Genomic DNA, 16,066 nt, shown 5'->3' with positions numbered 1-16,066 from the left:
CGCGCGCCGGCCCCATTCCGGGGTGCCGAAGCACAGGCGGCCGGGTGCCCGCCGCCCGGCGTGGCACGTGGCCCGCCCGGCCGCGTGCGGCGAGGGCAGCCACTTCCGGCACCAAGGCCGGCCTCAGTGGCGGAAGTGCCGCATCCCGGTGAACACCATGGCCAGCCCGGCCTCGTCCGCCGCCGCGATCACCTCGGCATCGCGCATGGAGCCGCCGGGCTGGATCACCGCCGTCGCCCCCGCCGCCGCCGCCGCCTGCAAGCCATCGGCGAAGGGGAAGAAGGCGTCGGAGGCGACGACGCTGCCGGTGGCCAGCGACACGTCCAGCCCCGCCGCCTTCGCGGCCTCGCCCGCCTTCCAGGCGGCGATGCGGCTGCTGTCCACCCGGCTCATCTGCCCGGCGCCGATGCCCACCGTCGCGCCGTCCTTGGCGTAGATGATGGCGTTGGACTTCACGTGCTTGCAGACGCGGAAGGCGAACAGCAGGTCCGCCATCTCGCTGGGCGAGGGCGCGCGCTTCGTCACCACCTTCAGCATCGCCGCATCCACGCGCCCGGCATCGCGGGACTGCGCCAGGAAGCCGCCTCCGACGCTGCGGAAAACCGTGCCGCGCGCGGCGGGGTCGGGCATGGCGCCGGTCAGCAGCAGGCGGAGGTTCTTCTTGCGCGCGAAGGCGGCGATGGCGTCGTCATCGGCCTCGGGCGCGATCACCACCTCGGTGAACAGCGCGGCCATCTTCTCCGCCGCCGCGCGGTCCAGCCGGCGGTTCACGGCGATGATGCCGCCGAAGGCGCTCACCGGGTCGCAGCGCAGCGCCAGGTCCCAGGCCTCGCTCAGCGTCGCGCCCTCGGCCACGCCGCAGGGGTTGGCGTGCTTGACGATCACCACCGCCGCCTGCTCGAACTCGGCGGCGCATTCGAAGGCGGCGTCGGTGTCGTTCAGGTTGTTGAAGGACAGCTCCTTGCCCTGCACCTGCCGCGCCGTGGCGATGCCCGGCCGCGCCGAGCCATCCAGGTAGAAGGCCGCGCGCTGGTGCGGGTTCTCGCCATAGCGCAGCGTCTGGGCCAGCGTGCCGGCGAAGGCGAGGCGCGGCGGGAACTCCTCGCCATTCTGCGCCGCGAACCACTGGCTGATCGCGGCGTCATAGGCCGCGGTGCGGGCGTAGGCCGCCGCCGCCAGCTTGCGGCGCAGCGCCAGGGTGGTGCCGCCGGCCTCCAGCTCCGCCTGCACCTCGGCCAGCTGCGCAGCCTCCGTCACCACCACCACATGGGCGTGGTTCTTGGCGGCGCTGCGGATCATCGCCGGGCCGCCGATGTCCACGTTCTCGATGCAGTCCTCGAAATCGGCCCCGCGGGCCACCGTCGCCTCGAAGGGGTAGAGGTTCACCGCCACCAGGTCGATCGGCGCGATGGCGTGCTGCTCCATCTGCGCCAGGTGCGCCGCGTCGTCGCGCCGGCCCAGGATGCCGCCATGCACCTGCGGCACCAGCGTCTTCACCCGCCCGTCCAGGATCTCGGGGAAGCCAGTGTGCTCGCTCACGTCGGTCACCGGGATGCCGGCGTCGCGGATCGCCTGGGCGGTGCCGCCGGTGGACAGGATCTGCGCCCCCTGCCCGGCCAGGAAGCGGGCGAACTCCACGATGCCCGCCTTGTCGGACACGGACAGCAGCGCGCGGCGGATGGGGAGCCGGTCGGTCATCGGGAAGCCTTGCCTCGAGGGGATTTGCGCGCGGTCTAGACCCGCCCGCCGCACCCCGGCAACCCTGGCCGGCCCCGAAGCTTTCCACAGGCGCAACCTGACCAGGGAGGCCTTGCCTGACGCCCCTCGCCCGCCGCGCCGCCCTGGCGCTGCCGCTGGCCGCCGCCGGCTGCGCCAGCTTCCCCGCCCTGCCGGAACCCGGCATCGCCGGCGCTCCGCTGCATCGCGCGGCCGAGGCGGCGGCACCGGTGACGGAGGGCAACGCGGTGGCGCTGCTGGCCGGCGGGGCGCGCGCGGTGGCGGCGCAGCTGGAGGCGATGGCCGCGGCGCGCGACAGCATCCACCTGGAGTTCTACACCCTGGCGGACGTGGCGGCGCCCGGCGGCGGCACGCTGTTCGGCCTGCTGGCGGCCAAGGCGCGGCAGGGCGTGGCGGTTGCCGCCACCTATGACAGCATCGGCTCGGCCACGACCCCCGTCGCCGCGTTCGACGCGCTGCTCCAGGCCGGGGTGCGGCTGCTGTCCTTCAACCCCGTGAACCCGCTGCGGGCGCGGGCGCCCTGGCGGCCCAACCACCGCACCCACCGAAAGATCCTGGTGGTTGATGGCCGCGTCGCCTTCACCGGCGGCGTCAACTTCGACCACGTCTACGCCAACCCCTGCGGCCCCGGCGCGGTGGACCCGGAGGAGGATGCCAACGCCGCCTGCTGGGATGACGCGGCGCTGCGCGTGCGCGGCCCGGTGGTGGCGCAATTCCAGCGCCTGTTCCTCCACACCTGGCAACGCCAGGGCGGCCCGCCGCTGGAGCGGCGCGACTGGTTCCCCCCGCCCGGCCGCCCCGGCAGCACGGCGATGCGCGTGCTCGGCTCCTCGCCCGGCGAGGGCGAGCCCTTCTTCCACGCGGTGCGGCTGGCAGCGCTGGAAGGCGCGCGCCGTCGTGCCTGGTTCGCCACCGGCTACCTGGTGCCCACCCCCCGCGAGTTGTGGGAGCTGCAGGCCGCCGCCCGGCGCGGGGTGGATGTGCGGCTGCTGGTTTCCCGCGCCGGGGACCACCCGGTGGCCACCCACGCGCAGCGCGCCACCTACGCCACGCTGCTGGGCGCCGGGGTACGCGTGCTGGAAACGACGGACCGGGTGATGCACGCCAAGCTGGCGCTGGTGGATGACGGCTGGTGCACCATCGGCTCCTCCAACTTCGACCGCCGCGCCGCCGCCTGGAACGACGAGGCCGACGCCATCCTGCTCGGCTCCAACGCCGTGCTGGCGCGCTTCATGGAAGGGCGGATGTCGCGCGCGGCGGCGGTGGACCCGGCGGCCTGGGCGGCGCGCCCCCTGGGCCAGCGGCTGCGCGAGGCGCTGTCCTGGCCGCTGGCGGACCAGCTATAGGCCCAGCAGGTCCAGGGTGCGGCCCACCACCTCGGCCTCGGTGAAGCGCCCCAGGGCACGGTCGCGCCCCGCCGCGCCCATGCGCGCGCGCAGCGCGGCGTCGCCGGCCAGGCGCTCCAGCGCCGCCGCCAGCGGCGCCACCGCGCCGGGCGGCACCAGCAGCCCGGTCTCGTCCGGCCGCACCAGCTCGCGCGGGCCGCGGATGTCGGTCGCCACCACCGGCAGGCCGCTCAGCATGGCCTCGATGATGCTCATCGGCAGCCCCTCGAAATGCGAGGGCAGGCAGAACAGGTCCGCCCCGCGCAGCAGCCGCGCCACGTCGTGGCGGTAGCCCAGCGGGCGCAGGCGCTCGCCCATCGCGTGGCGGGCGCGGGCGAAGTGGGGCGCCATGTCCTCGCCGTGGTCGCTGGGCAGGCGGGCGCCGATGCACCACAGGTGCAGGCCGGGCACGGCGGCCGCGGCCTCCAGCAGTTCGGGCCAGCCCTTGTGGCGCACCAGCCGCGCGGCGGCGAGCACCACCACCGCGTCCTCCGCCACGCCGAGCTCGGCGCGCACCGCCGCGCGCTCCCCGGCATCGGGAAAGAACAGCGCCGGGTCCCGGCCATTGCCGACCGCCATGGCCTGCGCGTGGATGCGCAGGCGCCGGGCGTCGGCGGCCTCCTCCTCGCTCACCGTCAGGAAGGTGTCGGTGAGACGCCCGCCCAGCCATTCCAGGCCCAGCGACAGGCCGCGCCGCCACGCCGGGCCGGGCTGGTTGAACAGGAAGCCGTGGCAGGTGTAGGCGACGCGCGGCACGCCCTCGGCCCGCGCCGCCACCCGCGCCAGCAGGCCGGAGATCGGCATGTGCGCGTGCACCAGGTCGAAGCGTTCCTCCCGCATCAGCCCGCGCAGCGCCCGCAGCGCCCGCCCCTGCGCCAGCGGGTTCAGCGAGCGCGCGAAGGGCGGGGCCAGGATGCGGAACCCTTCGGCGCGCGGCAGGTCCAGCAGCGGGCCTTCGGCGCAGATGCCCACCACCTCGTGCCCGCGCGCGCGGGCGCCGCGCATCAGCGGCAGCAGGAAATGCCGCAACGAGAAATCCACGTTGGTGACCTGCGCCACCTTCATCGCGTGCAACCGGAGCTACGTTCGGAGGAGCCGCGACACCTCGCGGGGGCCCGGCCGCAAGACGGCCGGCGCCGCCCACCTGCCCGTGCCGCCGGGCGCATCCGCAGCGCGGCGAAGCCAAGGCCGCGGGTGCGGCCGCCCGGCGTCTGAGGGCACGAGCAAATCAAGCGGGTTCCGAGGGAACCCGCGTGATGCCCCACTGGATGCCCTCGGCCTCGTCCTCCGCCGTCAGCACCACCTGCTGGGCGCGGCGCATCTCGCCGGCCATGCTCACGCCGTCCTCCAGCGCCACGCGGGCGCCGCGGGCGCGCAGCCGCCAGCCCTGCCCGCCGGGCAGGCGCATCAGCACACCGCCCTCCTCCTCCTGAAGGGAGGCGGTGACGGCGGGGTGCAGGTGGAAGCGCACCACCGCCGCCACCCCGGCGCCTGGGAAGGGCTCCAGCGTGTCCTCGCCGCGCAGGTCGTCGCCGGCATCGTTCAGGTAAAGGCTGCGGCGATGCACCACGCCATGGGTGCGGCGCCAGCCATCGTGGCTGGCCTCCAGCCATTGCGCGCCGTTGGCCTCGTGGCGCTCGATCTCCACCCGCTCGGGGCGGCGGCCCAGCCCGTCCTCGCGCAGCTCGGCGCTGTTGGTGTCGGCCAGGGTCAGGGTGGAATGCGCGGCGGTGGAGCGCATGGCGTCTCGCCAGCCGGGGTCGGCGGCCGGCACCGCGCCGCAGTTCACGATCAGCCGGTCCCGGCCCACGCTCATCTCGAAGCTCAGCGTGCCGGCATGGGCCAGGCGGTCGGCGCCGCGCGGCAGGCCGGTGGCGGCGTCGCCCGGGCGGGGCGGCGGCGGCGCGCCGCAATCGGCGATCACCAGGGTGCGGCCGGCTGCCAGGCGGTGGAAGCCCGTCTCCGCCAGCAGCATGGGCGCGCGGCCGCGGGCCTGGCCCTGGGTCAGCACCGCGTCCACCGCGCCGGCCGCTTCCTCCCGCGTGCCGTTGAACAGGGCCAGCCCGCCATCGGCGTGGCGGAACAGGCGCAGCGCCTGGCCGGCGCGCTCCAGCGCCGTGGAAAGCTGGGCGGGGGCGGTGACGCCGCAGCCGTTCAGATAGTTGCGGATCTCGATCAGGTCCTGCAGCGCCAGCAGCTGCACTGCCGGGCTGCGCTCCACATGGCCGCCATCGGGGTGGAACTGGCGCTCCATCTCGGCGGGGAGGAAGCGCAGGGCGCGGATCAGCCAGGGCTCCTCCTCGAAGGCGATGGCGGCGGCGACGGCGCCCTTGAGCATCAGCAGCGCGCCGCGGTGGGCGGCTTCGCCGGGCAGCCTGGCCACCACCTCGCGCCCGTCCTGCGCCAGGCGCTGCATCAGGGAGCGGCGGAAGCCGTCATCCGCCGTGGCGGCGAAGAATTCCCAATGGCCCAGCCAGGCGCAGATGCGCGCGGCCGCCACCTCGGGCGCGTTGCCCAGCGGGTCGCGGGCGCCGCGGGCCAGCCAGTCCTCCGCCATGTCGCGCGCCGCCACGCGGGCGGCGTCGGTGCCCAGGGTGCGCAGGTCGCGCAGGAAGGCGAAGCCGTGCAGCCAGGCGCGGAAGGCCACGGGCCCGCCCTCCGGTCCCCAGCCGGCGAAGCGGCGGGTGGTGCCCAGCAGCTCGAACTCGCCGCGCAGCAGGCGGGCGCCGCGGCCGGCGTCGCCCGGCCACAGGTCGCGGAAGGCGCGGGCCGGGGCCTCGGGCACCTTCACCGGCTTCAGGCGCGTCAGCGCCTCCTGGGCCTTGCGGAGGATGCCGCTCATCTCACGCCTCCTCGCGCAGCGCGGCGATGGCCGCGGCGTAGTCCGTCGCGCCGAACACCGCGGTGCCGGCCACCAGCACGTCCGCCCCGGCGCGGCGGCAGGCCGGCGCGGTGGCCGCCGTCACCCCGCCATCCACCTGCAGCGCGATGTCGCGCCCGCTTTCGGCGATCATCCGCCGCAGCGTGGCGATCTTGTCCAGCTGGGAGGACAGGAAGGACTGCCCACCGAAGCCCGGGTTCACCGTCATCACCAGGAGGAGGTCCGTGAGGTCCAGCACATGGGCCACGCTTTCCACCGGCGTGGCGGGGTTCAGCACCACCCCCGCCTTGCAGCCCAGAGCGCGGATGGTCTGCAGCGAACGGTGCAGGTGGGGCCCGGCCTCCGGGTGCAGGGAGATCCATTGCGCCCCGGCCTGGGCGAAGGCGGCCAGGTAAGGGTCGGCGGGGGCGATCATCAGGTGGACGTCGAAGGGAATGTCCGTCAGCGGCCGCAGCGCCTTCACCAGGCCCGGCCCGAAGGAGATGTTGGGAACGAAGTGCCCGTCCATGATGTCCAGGTGCAGCCAGTCCGCCCCGGCGGCGGCCACGGCGCGCACCTCTTCGCCCAAGCGGGTGAAGTCGGCGGCGAGCAGGGACGGGGCGATGCGGACGGGGGTCATGGAGCGGTCATGCCCTAGCCCGGAACGCCCCCGATGAAAACCGCCTCAGGGCGCGCGCGGCGCGGCGGCGGGCAGGCGGGTCCAGGCTGCGCCCCAGCCCAGCAGCCCCGGCAGGAGGCGGGCGGCCCACACTGCGGGCGGGCCCAGCATCCCCAGCAGCAGCCCGGCCCGGCGAAGCTGCGGCCCGGCGTCGCGGCGCAGCGCGGCGTGGAAGGCGGGCGCGCCCCCCTCGACCATCGCCGCCGCCAGCGCCGCCGAATGCAGCGCGATGGCCATGCCATCCCCGGTGAAGGAGGGCGTCACCGCCGCCTGGTCGCCCAGGCGGAACACCTGCTCGCCGGGCTCCGGCGCGTGCAGGTGGCCGTAGGGCACGCGGGCCACCGCCAGGGGGCGGGGCCACAGCGGCGCGGCCCCGGCCAGGCGCCGGGCCAGCAGCGTGCCCGGCGGGCGCGGCAGCTGCGGCCCGCCGGCGCGCAGCAGCCAGCACAGGTTGGCCACGCCGTCCTCCACCAGTTGCAGCCCGGCATAGCCGCCACCGGGCAGCAGGTGCAGCTCCACATGGCCTTCCAGCGCGCGGGCCTCCCCGGGGGCCAGCCGCAGGTGCATCTTGAAGCCCAGCATCGGCCGGCCGGGCTGGCGGGCCCAGCCGCGCAGCGCGTGCTTGCCGGTGGCCAGCAGGGTGCGCCCGCCGCGCAGCCGCGCACCATCGGCCAGCCGCACGGCGCCGTCCGGCGTCACCTCCCGCACCAGCGCCCCCCGGCGCACCTCGGCGCCGGCCGCGGCGGCGGCGTTCAGCAGGCGGGCGTCCAGCCCGCGGCGCGACAGGCCCCAGGCCCGGAAGGGCAGCGCCGCCCCGGCGTCCCAGCGCCCGGCGGCCAGGCGCAGGCGCTCGATGGGCGCGCCGCCCAGCGCCTCCGGGGGCAGGCCCAGCCCCGCCAGCACCGCGGCGCCCTCGGGCGACAGGAACTCGCCGCAGACCTTGTGGGCGGGCGCCGCCTCGCGCTCCAGCAGCAGCACGCGGCGGCCCTGGCGCGCCAGCAGCAGCGCCGCGGCGCCGCCGGCCAGCCCGCCGCCGGCGACGAGCACCTCAGGCGGGCGCATCGGTGCCCACCCCCCAGCGGAAGGGCAGGTGCCAGCGCACCCGCGCCGCCACCCCGGCCTGGGCGCACAGCGCCGCCCATTCCTCCCGCGTCCAGCCCCGCCGCACCGAGAGCGGCCCGTCATGCCGCACGATGGGGTTCACCCCGGGCAGGGCGAAGGCGGCGCGCAGGAAGCCCCAGGGCAGCCAGTGGCGATGGAGGTCGTTCACGAACCAGCCCAGCCGCGCCATGCCCTGCATCCGCCGCAGCAGCGCCACCACCTGCGCCTCCTCGAGGTGGTGCATGAACAGGGCGGAAACCACCACGTCCGGCCGCTCCGGCGGCTCCCAGGTGAAGGCGTCGCCCGTCACCCAGCGGATGCCCATGCCGGGCGGGGTGGCGTCGCGCGCGGCCTGCGTGGCCAGCGGCGCCAGGTCCAGCCCGGTCAGGCGCAGGCGCAGCCCGCGCGCGCTGCCCCAGCGATGGATGGCGCGCAGCGTGTCGCCGTGGCCGCAGCCCAGGTCCAGCACGGACAGCGATTCGCGCCCGCGCGCCATCCCCTCCAGCCAGCGCAGCGTCGGCCGGTAGCCGAGCGACAGGCGGTTGATGCGCTCCAGCTGGCGCAGGCAGCCGCGGTATTCCGCCGGGTCCAGCCCGGGCTCGTCCATGCGCTCCGTCACGCCGCGGGCGCGCCGCATCAGCCGGCCTCGCGGAAGGCCAGGGATTCCACGCCCACCCCGGGGCCGAAGCCCAGCGCCACGCCGCGCCGCCCCTGCCCCGCCGCCGCCAGCAGCCGCGCCAGCACGAACATCACCGTGGCGGAGGACATGTTGCCGTGGTCGTGCAGCACCGCGCGCGAGGGCGCCATGGCGGCCTCCGGCAGCTCCAGCGCCAGCTGCACGGCGTCGAGGATGGAGCGCCCGCCGGGATGGATGGCCCACAGCGCGGCGCCCGGCGCGTCCAGCGCCCGCAGGTGCGCCGGCAGGTGGCGCAGGATGGCCCCGGGCACCTGGCCGGACAGCCGCATGTCGAAGCCGTCGTCGCCGATGCGCCAGGTGATGAGGTCCTCGCCGTCCGGCAGGGTTTCCTGCCGAAAGCGCTCCAGCTCCAGCCCACGCGGCTCCGCGCCCACCAGCGCGGCGGAACAGCCATCAGCGAACAGCATGAAGCACAGCGCCTGCTCCAGCGAGGCGGTTTCCTGGAAGTGCAGCGTGCATAGCTCCAGGTTCAGCACCAGCACGCGCGAGGCCGGCTCGGAGCGCACGATGTGCCGCGCCAGCTTCAGGGCGTGGAAGGCGGCGTTGCAGCCCATGAAGCCCACCACCGTGCGCTCCAGCCGCGGGTCCAGCCCGGCGGCGGCGATGAGGCGCTGGTCCAGCCCCGGTGCCTCGAAGCCGGTGCAGGAGACGAGGATGAGGTGCGTCACCCCCTCGCGCCAGTCGCGGCCCAGCTTGCGGCCCAGTTCGGCCAGCGCGGCCAGGGCCAGCGGCAGCGACTCGGCGGCGTAGCGCCGCATCCGCGCCGCGGTGGAGGGGAAGGCGCCGGGGACGTAGAACCCCTCCGCCGCCGTCAGCGGCGAGAAGCGGTGCGCGATGCCGCTGCGTTCCGCCATGCGCGCGAACAGGGCGCGCTCGCGCTCCGAGGCCAGCAGGGCGGGGGCATAGGCCAGGAAGTCCTGGTGCACGTCGTGCGGCGGGCAGGCCGTGCCGACGGCGTGGAGGAAGGCGGGAACGGGCATCCAGCCCCCAACGTGGGAAGCCCGCGGAAAGTCGCATCGCCCGGCGCATGGCGGCGGGCGAAATGGGCGCTGGACGCGCAACCCTTCCCCTGGCCAGGATGTTCGCGACACCAACGCTGACATCCGCGGGCAGCTTCCCCGGACGCCCGAGAATCACACCCGCGCCATGGCCTCCGACCTTCTCCGCCGTTTCCTGCCGCCGGGCCGCACGCCCGGGCTGCGCGCCCTGCGCGCGCTGGCCCTGCTGGCGCTGCTGGTGCCGGCGATGGTGCTGGCCGGCTATGCCGCCCTGACCTGGGAGCAGCAGGAGCGCCTGGCGGAGGAGCGGCTGGACCGCGCCGCCGACCTGCTGCTGGAGCACGCCACCCGCGTCTTCGACACCTACGAGCTGCTGGCCTCCTACGCCGACGAGCTGGTGCGCGACCTTTCCCCCGCCGGCATCCGCGCCGACGAGGCGGAGATCCACGCCCGGCTGGTCCGCTTCAAGGAGGCGCTGCCCCAGGTGCAGGACGTCTGGCTGGTGGACGGGCAGGGCCGCGGCCTGGCCGCCGCCAACGTCTTTCCCATCCCGCCCAACCTGGACCTGAGCGACCGCAACTACTGGCGCGCCCTGCGCGACGGGGTGCCGGAACCCTACCTGTCCGACGTGCTGCAAGGGCGGGCGCAGAGCAGCGCGGTGTTCTTCCAGTACGCGCGCCGCCTGTCGCCGGGGCCGGACGGCGCCTTCCGCGGGGTGGTCGCGGTGTCGGTCCAGCCGGACTACTTCCGCGACTACTTCGCCCGGGTGCGCGCCTTCGGCCTGTCCTCCGCCGCGTTGATCCGGCCGGACGGCTACATCCTGGCGCGCCACCCCGCCATCGCCCCCGGCCAGGCGCGGCTGGTGCCCAATGCCGGCTTCCCGCAGGCGATGGCCCGCAACCCGGAAGGCGGCACCTACCTGGGCGTGTCCGCCCAGGGCGGCGGCCCGGTGTCGCTGGCCTACCGCCGCCTGTCCGGCCACCCGCTCTACGTGGTGGTGGGCATGAGCCGCGAGACGGTGCGGGCCGCCTGGCTGCGCGGGCTGGTGCTGCCGCTGGCCATCGGCCTGCCGGCGGCGCTGGCGCTGTTCGCCCTGGCGCGCGTCGCCCTCGGCCAGGCCGGGCGGGAGGCGGAGGCCCTGGCCGCGCTGCGCGAGGAGACCGCGCGGGCGGAGGAGGCGGAGGCCGCGCGCCGCCGCCTGGACGCGCGCTACCGCGCCTGGTTCGCCCACGCCTCCGAAGGCCTGTTCGTCATCGCGGTCGAGGAGCCGCAGCGCTTCGTGATCGAGGCGCTGAGCCCGGCCAACGAGGCGATCAGCGGCCTGGACGCCAGGAAGGTCGAGGGCAAGGAGCTAAGCGAGGCCGTGCCGGCCGAGACCGCCGCAGTCCTGCGCGCACGCTTCGCCGCCTGCGCCGCCGCCCGCGCCCCCATCACCTACGAGGACGAGCTGGAGGTGCCCGCCGGCCGCCGCCGCTTCGAGAGCAGCCTGGCCCCCATCCTGGACGAGGCCGGGCGCGTCACCCACCTCGTCGGCGCCTCGCGCGACGTGACGGAGCGCCGCGCACTGGAGGAGCGGCTGGGCCAGGCCCAGCGGATGGAGGCGCTGGGGCAGATGAGCGCCGGGGTGGCGCACGACTTCAACAACATCCTCCAGGTGGTGGTCGGCAACCTGGACATGCTGCGCCGCGCGCCCGAGGCGCGGCGGGAACGCCTGATCGGCGCCGCGCTGCAGGCCGCCGAGCAGGGCAGCCGCATCACCGGCCAGCTGCTGGCCTTCAGCCGCCGCCAGCCCCTGCGCCCCGAGCCCACCGAGCTGAACGCCCTGCTGGCGGAGGTGGAAGGGATGCTGCTGCGCTCCCTGCGCGCCGACATCCGGCTGGTGCTGGCCCCTTCCCCCGTCCCGGCCTGGGTGGAGCTGGACGCGGCGCAGATGCAGACGGCGCTGATCAACCTGGCGGTGAACGCGCGCGACGCCATGCCGCGCGGCGGCACCCTGGCCGTGCGGCTGCGGGTGGAGGGCGAGGAGGTGGCGCTGGAGGTGGCCGACACCGGCGAGGGCATGCCGCCCGAGGTGCTGGCCCGGCTGGGCGAGCCCTTCTTCACCACCAAGCGGGAAAGCGGCCGCGGCACCGGGCTGGGCCTGGCGCAGGTGTTCGGCTTCGTGCAGCAGAGCGGCGGCCGCGTGGAGGCCGAGAGCGCGCCCGGCGCCGGCACCCGGCTGGTGCTGCGCTTCCCGCGCGCCGCCGCCGGCACGCCGGCCGCGCCCGCCGAGCCGCCCATGCCGGCGGGCCCTTCCGCCGCCGGACCGCTGCGCCTGCTGCTGGTGGAGGACACGCCCGAGGTGGCGGCCGCGACCGCCGGGCTGCTGGAGGCGCGCGGCCATGCCGTGACCCTGGCCGACGGAGCCGAGGCGGCGCTGGCCGCCCTGCAGGGCGAGGCGCGCTTCGACTTGGTGCTGAGCGACCTGGTGATGCCGGGCGAGATGGATGGGCTGGCCCTGGCGCGCGCCATCCGGCGCGTCTGGCCCGGGCTGCCGGTGCTGCTGGTCAGCGGCTACAGCGACGCCGCCGGCGAGGCGGCGCGCGAGGGCTTCCCCCTGCTGCTGAAGCCGGTCCCGGCCGAAACCCTGGTGGCGGAGATCACGCGGCTGGCCGCGTGATCTCCAAAGCGCCTCAGCGGCGCAGGCCGAGGCGGCCGATCAGGGCCTCGTAGCGGGCCTGGTCCTTCTTCTTCACGTAGTCCAGCAGGCCGCGGCGCTGGCCCACCAGCACCAGGAGACCGCGGCGCGAATGGAAGTCCTTCGCGTGGGTCTTCAGGTGCTCGGTCAGGTTGGAGATCCGCTCGGAGAGCAGGGCGACCTGCACCTCGGGGGAGCCCGTGTCGCCCGGCTTGGTGGCGTATTCGGTGATGAGCGCGCTGCGGCGCTCGGCGGTGATCGACATCGGCGGTGTCCTTGCTCTGGTGGTTAGCGTGCCGGCTCGGGCGCCATCAGGCGCTCGGGGTGCAGCCAGCCATCCTCCAGCCGGCACAGCCCCACGAACCGCCCCGCCGCCAGCACGCGCACCAGCCCCCCTTCGGGATCGGCGCCGTCCGGAACGCGGCCCATCAGGTCCACCAGGCTGAGCGCCTGGCCGAAGCCGAGCCGCGCGGCCTCCGCCTCCGTCGCGGCCAGTGCCGGGATGTCGGCCAGCGCGGTCGCGAGGGGGAGCAGGAGGTCCAGCGAAGGAGGCGGGGTATCGCCCGCGGGAACGATCCTGTCCAGGGGGATTCCGTGCTCCTCCAGGAAGGGACCGACCCGCGTGCGCCGCAGGGCGGCGATGTGCCCCACCGTGCCGCAGGCCAGCGCCAGGTCGCGCGCCAGGGAGCGCATGTACACCCCCTTGCCCGACTGCACCTCGAAGATGGCGGTGTCGGCGTCCGGGCGCTCCACCAGCGCGAAGCGGTCCACCCGCGCCGGGCGCGCCTCCAGCTGCACCGCCACGCCGTCGCGCGCCAAGTCGTAGGCGCGCTCGCCATTTACCTTGATGGCGGAATAGATGGGCGGCACCTGCATGATGTCGCCCTGGAAGGCGGGCAGCGCGGCCTGGATGGCGGCGTCGTCCGGGCGGGCCTCGCTGGTGGCGGTCACCTGGCCGTCGGCGTCGTCGCTGTCGCGCGCCTCGCCGAAGCGCAGGGTGAAGCGGTACACCTTGGTGCCGTCCATCACGTAGGGCACGGTCTTGGTGGCGTTGCCGAAGGCCACGGGCAGCAGGCCGGTGGCCAGCGGATCCAGCGTGCCGCCATGTCCGGCCTTCTGCGCGTCGAAGGCGCGCTTGACCCGGTTGACCACGTCGGTCGAGCCGATGCCGGAGGGCTTGTCCACGATCAGCCAGCCGTCCAGCGGGCGGCCCTTGGGCTTGCGGCGGGGGTGGTTACGCATCCTCGTCCTTCTGGGTCAGGTCGCGCGCCACCTCCGGGCGGCGCATCAGCGCGTCCATCCGCATGGCGGTGTCCAGCGCGGTGTCGGTCTGGAAATGGATCTCGGGGGCGTATTTCAGCCGCACCCGGCGCGCCACCTGCTGGCGCAGCCAGGGCGCCTGGGCTTTCAGCGCCGCCATCCTGTCGGCCGGCAGGTCGCGCCCCAGGCCGGAGACGAAGGCCGTCATGTGCTTGAGGTCGGGCGAGGCGCGCACCTCGGTGACGGTGATGCGCACGTCCCACAGGCTGTCGTCCGGCCAGTCGCCGCGCTCGATCACGGCGGACAGGGCGTGGCGCACCTCCTCGGCGACGCGGAGCTGCCGCTGGGAGGGGCCTTCGGGATGGTGCTGGGGGCGCTTGGCCATGGGGAGGGGTCCTCGGGAAACGCGAAGGGCGCGGCACCGAAGCGCCGCGCCCCTGGCGGAAGGCCGCGCCGCGCCGTCAGGCCGCGGCGACGGTCTCCGTTTCAAAGCACTCGATCTGGTCGCCGACGCGGATGTCGTCGTAGTTCTTGAAGCCCATGCCGCATTCGTAGCCGTTCGTGACTTCCTTCACGTCGTCCTTGAAGCGGCGCAGCGTGCTCAGCTCGCCCTCGTGGATCACCACGCCCTCGCGGATCAGGCGCACGCCGCAGCCGCGCTTCACCACGCCCTCGGTCACGCGGCAGCCGGCCACGTTGCCCAGGCGCTTGACCTCGAACACCTGGAGGATCTGCGCGTAGCCGATGAAGTTCTCGCGCTGCACCGGCGCCAGGCGCGACTTGTAGAGCGCCTCGATGTCGTCCTGTACCTGGTAGATGATCGAGTAGTAGCGGATGTCCACGCCGTCGCGCTGCGCCATCTCCCTCGCCTGGGAGGTGGCGCGGACGTTGAAAGCCACCACCACGGCGTTGGACGCCTTGGCCAGCTGGATGTCGGATTCCGTGATCTGCCCGACCGCCGAGTGCAGCACGCGCACGCGCACCTCCTCGTTGCCCAGCTTGGACAGCGTGGCGTTGATCGCCTCCGCGCTGCCCTGCACGTCCGCCTTGACGACGACCGCCACCTCCTTCTGCTTGCCCTCGGCGATGCGAGCCAGCATGTCGTTCAGCGTGCCGCGGCCCGCGCCCAGGGCGGCGGCCGCCTTGTCGCGCGCCTTGCGCTGGCGGAACTCGCTCACCTCGCGCGCGCGGACCTCGTTCTCCACGGCCAGCACGGTCTCGCCCGCGCCCGGCACGCCGGACAGGCCCAGCACCTCCACCGGGATGGACGGGCCGGCCGCCTTGGCGGGCTTGCCCTTGTCGTCCACCAGGGCGCGCACGCGGCCCCATTCCGAACCGGCGACGACGATGTCGCCGGTCTTGAGCGTGCCCTTCTGCACCAGCACGGTCGCCACCGGGCCGCGGCCGCGGTCCAGCTTGGACTCGATCACCGTGCCCTCGCCGGCGCGGTTCGGGTTGGCGCGCAGGTCCAGGATCTCGGCCTGCAGGGCGATGGCCTCCAGCAGCTTGTCCAGGTTGGTGCCGTTCTTGGCGCTGACCTGGATTTCCTGCGTCTCGCCGCCCAGCGACTCGACCACCACCTCGTGCTGGAGCAGCTCGTTGCGGACGCGGTCGAGGTTCACCCCGGGCTTGTCGATCTTGTTGACGGCCACGATCAGCGGCACCTCGGCCGCCTGGGCGTGCTTGATGGCCTCGATGGTCTGGGGCATCACGCCGTCGTCGGCGGCCACCACCAGCACCACCATGTCCGTCACCTTGGCGCCGCGGGCGCGCATGGCGGTGAAGGCCTCGTGGCCCGGCGTGTCCAGGAAGGTCACGCGGCCGGCCGCGGTGTCCACCGTGTAGGCGCCGATGTGCTGGGTGATGCCGCCGGCTTCCTTCGCCGCCACGTCGGTCTTGCGCAGCGCGTCCAGCAAGCTGGTCTTGCCGTGGTCCACGTGGCCCATGATGGTCACGACGGGCGGGCGCGGCGCCAGGGCCTCGTCCTCGTCCACCGCGCCTTCCAGCCCGACCTCGATGTCGTCCTCCGCCACGCGCTTCACGCGGTGGCCGAACTCCTGCGCCACCAGCTCGGCGGTGTCGGCGTCGATGGACTGGGTGATGGTGGCCATCACGCCCATGCGGAACAGCGCCTTCACCACCTCGCCGGCGCGGGACGCCATGCGGTTGGCCAGCTCCTGCACCGTGATGGTCTCGGGGATCACCACGTCGCGCACCACGCGCTCGCTGCCCGACCGCAGCCGGGCCAGCTCGGCCTGCCGGCGCTCGCGCTCGCGGGCGCGGCGGATGGAGGCGATGGAGCGGCCGCGGTCGTCGTCGCCCTCCATCGCGGCGTTGACGTCGATGCGGCCCTCGCGGCGCGGGCCGGCCAGCGGGGTCTTCTTGGGCGGCGGGCCGGCGGGCCGGCGGGCGCCGGCCGGGCCGCCGGGGCCGCCACCGGGACGGCGGGCAGGGCCGCGCCGGTCATCCTCGCCGCCCTCGTCGCGGGCGCGCGGCGTCAGGGACAGGCGCGCCTGCGGGGTCGAGGGCTGCGGCGTGGTGCGCAGGGGCGCGAACTGCGCCCGCGCCGCCAGCGGCGTCACCTTCGGGCGCGCCGGGTCGGACAGGGTGACCGGCGGCGGCTCGCTCACGCGCGCGGCCGGGGTGGCCGGGGCGGCGGGCGCGGCGGGGCG

The 16,066-nt window shown here is 75.2% G+C and carries 13 protein-coding genes; 2 read left to right on the top strand and 11 right to left on the bottom strand.

Going from position 1 to position 16,066, the window contains the following annotated elements:
- Positions 1 to 123: 123 nt before the first annotated feature.
- The gene (gene purH, locus ACI6QG_RS10485) at positions 124 to 1,698 is read right to left on the bottom strand and encodes a bifunctional phosphoribosylaminoimidazolecarboxamide formyltransferase/IMP cyclohydrolase (protein ID WP_407024501.1); all 1,575 of its coding nucleotides are present in this window, start codon (positions 1,696 to 1,698) and stop codon (positions 124 to 126) included.
- Between the two features lie 248 nt (positions 1,699 to 1,946).
- Here purH and ACI6QG_RS10480 point away from each other — a divergent pair, with 248 nt between their 5' ends.
- Positions 1,947 to 3,083, top strand: coding sequence for a phospholipase D-like domain-containing protein (locus ACI6QG_RS10480; protein ID WP_407024500.1), 1,137 nt, complete (start codon positions 1,947 to 1,949; stop codon positions 3,081 to 3,083).
- Here ACI6QG_RS10480 and ACI6QG_RS10475 read toward each other — a convergent pair.
- The 6 genes from ACI6QG_RS10475 to ACI6QG_RS10450 form a co-directional block, all read right to left on the bottom strand.
- Complete coding sequence (locus tag ACI6QG_RS10475; protein WP_407024499.1) at positions 3,078 to 4,187, bottom strand: glycosyltransferase family 4 protein; 1,110 nt, start codon at positions 4,185 to 4,187, stop codon at positions 3,078 to 3,080. The two genes, ACI6QG_RS10480 and ACI6QG_RS10475, sit on opposite strands and share 6 nt — an antisense overlap.
- Before the next feature lie 163 nt (positions 4,188 to 4,350).
- Entirely contained in the window at positions 4,351 to 5,964 is a 1,614-nt protein-coding gene (locus tag ACI6QG_RS10470; RefSeq protein WP_407024498.1) for a heparinase II/III family protein, read from the bottom strand.
- A gap of 1 nt (position 5,965) precedes the next feature.
- Positions 5,966 to 6,622 carry a ribulose-phosphate 3-epimerase gene (gene rpe / locus ACI6QG_RS10465; RefSeq protein WP_407024497.1) on the bottom strand — a complete coding sequence of 219 codons (657 nt, stop codon included), beginning with the start codon at positions 6,620 to 6,622 and terminating at the stop codon, positions 5,966 to 5,968.
- A 45-nt stretch (positions 6,623 to 6,667) separates the two neighbouring features.
- Positions 6,668 to 7,723, bottom strand: a complete 1,056-nt coding sequence (locus ACI6QG_RS10460; RefSeq protein ID WP_407024496.1) for an NAD(P)/FAD-dependent oxidoreductase — start codon at positions 7,721 to 7,723, stop codon at positions 6,668 to 6,670.
- On the bottom strand, positions 7,710 to 8,399 hold the full coding sequence (locus ACI6QG_RS10455; protein WP_407024495.1) for a methyltransferase domain-containing protein: 690 nt from the start codon (positions 8,397 to 8,399) through the stop codon (positions 7,710 to 7,712). Before ACI6QG_RS10455 ends, ACI6QG_RS10460 begins: the two co-directional genes overlap by 14 nt.
- The gene (locus ACI6QG_RS10450; protein ID WP_407024494.1) at positions 8,399 to 9,439 is read right to left on the bottom strand and encodes a type III polyketide synthase; all 1,041 of its coding nucleotides are present in this window, start codon (positions 9,437 to 9,439) and stop codon (positions 8,399 to 8,401) included. The genes ACI6QG_RS10455 and ACI6QG_RS10450 overlap by 1 nt, the downstream gene beginning before the upstream one ends.
- A 166-nt stretch (positions 9,440 to 9,605) precedes the next feature.
- Here ACI6QG_RS10450 and ACI6QG_RS10445 point away from each other — a divergent pair, with 166 nt between their 5' ends.
- Entirely contained in the window at positions 9,606 to 12,116 is a 2,511-nt protein-coding gene (locus ACI6QG_RS10445; protein ID WP_407024493.1) for an ATP-binding protein, read from the top strand.
- A 13-nt stretch (positions 12,117 to 12,129) separates the two neighbouring features.
- Here ACI6QG_RS10445 and rpsO read toward each other — a convergent pair whose 3' ends face one another.
- The 4 genes from rpsO to infB form a co-directional block, all read right to left on the bottom strand.
- The gene (gene rpsO / locus ACI6QG_RS10440) at positions 12,130 to 12,399 is read right to left on the bottom strand and encodes a 30S ribosomal protein S15 (RefSeq protein WP_407024492.1); all 270 of its coding nucleotides are present in this window, start codon (positions 12,397 to 12,399) and stop codon (positions 12,130 to 12,132) included.
- 23 nt (positions 12,400 to 12,422) lie between these two features.
- Complete coding sequence (truB, locus tag ACI6QG_RS10435; RefSeq protein WP_407024491.1) at positions 12,423 to 13,376, bottom strand: tRNA pseudouridine(55) synthase TruB; 954 nt, start codon at positions 13,374 to 13,376, stop codon at positions 12,423 to 12,425.
- The gene (gene rbfA, locus ACI6QG_RS10430; RefSeq protein ID WP_407024490.1) at positions 13,369 to 13,779 is read right to left on the bottom strand and encodes a 30S ribosome-binding factor RbfA; all 411 of its coding nucleotides are present in this window, start codon (positions 13,777 to 13,779) and stop codon (positions 13,369 to 13,371) included. The genes truB and rbfA overlap by 8 nt, the downstream gene beginning before the upstream one ends.
- Before the next feature lie 76 nt (positions 13,780 to 13,855).
- Positions 13,856 to 16,066 (bottom strand): translation initiation factor IF-2 (gene infB / locus ACI6QG_RS10425; RefSeq protein WP_407024489.1); only part of this gene is annotated, 2,211 nt, incomplete at its 5' end.

Source organism: Sabulicella flocculans (assembly GCF_045449635.1).
In the GTDB taxonomy this organism is placed as follows: Bacteria; Pseudomonadota; Alphaproteobacteria; order Acetobacterales; family Acetobacteraceae; genus Roseococcus.
This window is presented reverse-complemented; position numbering and strand designations above follow the sequence as displayed.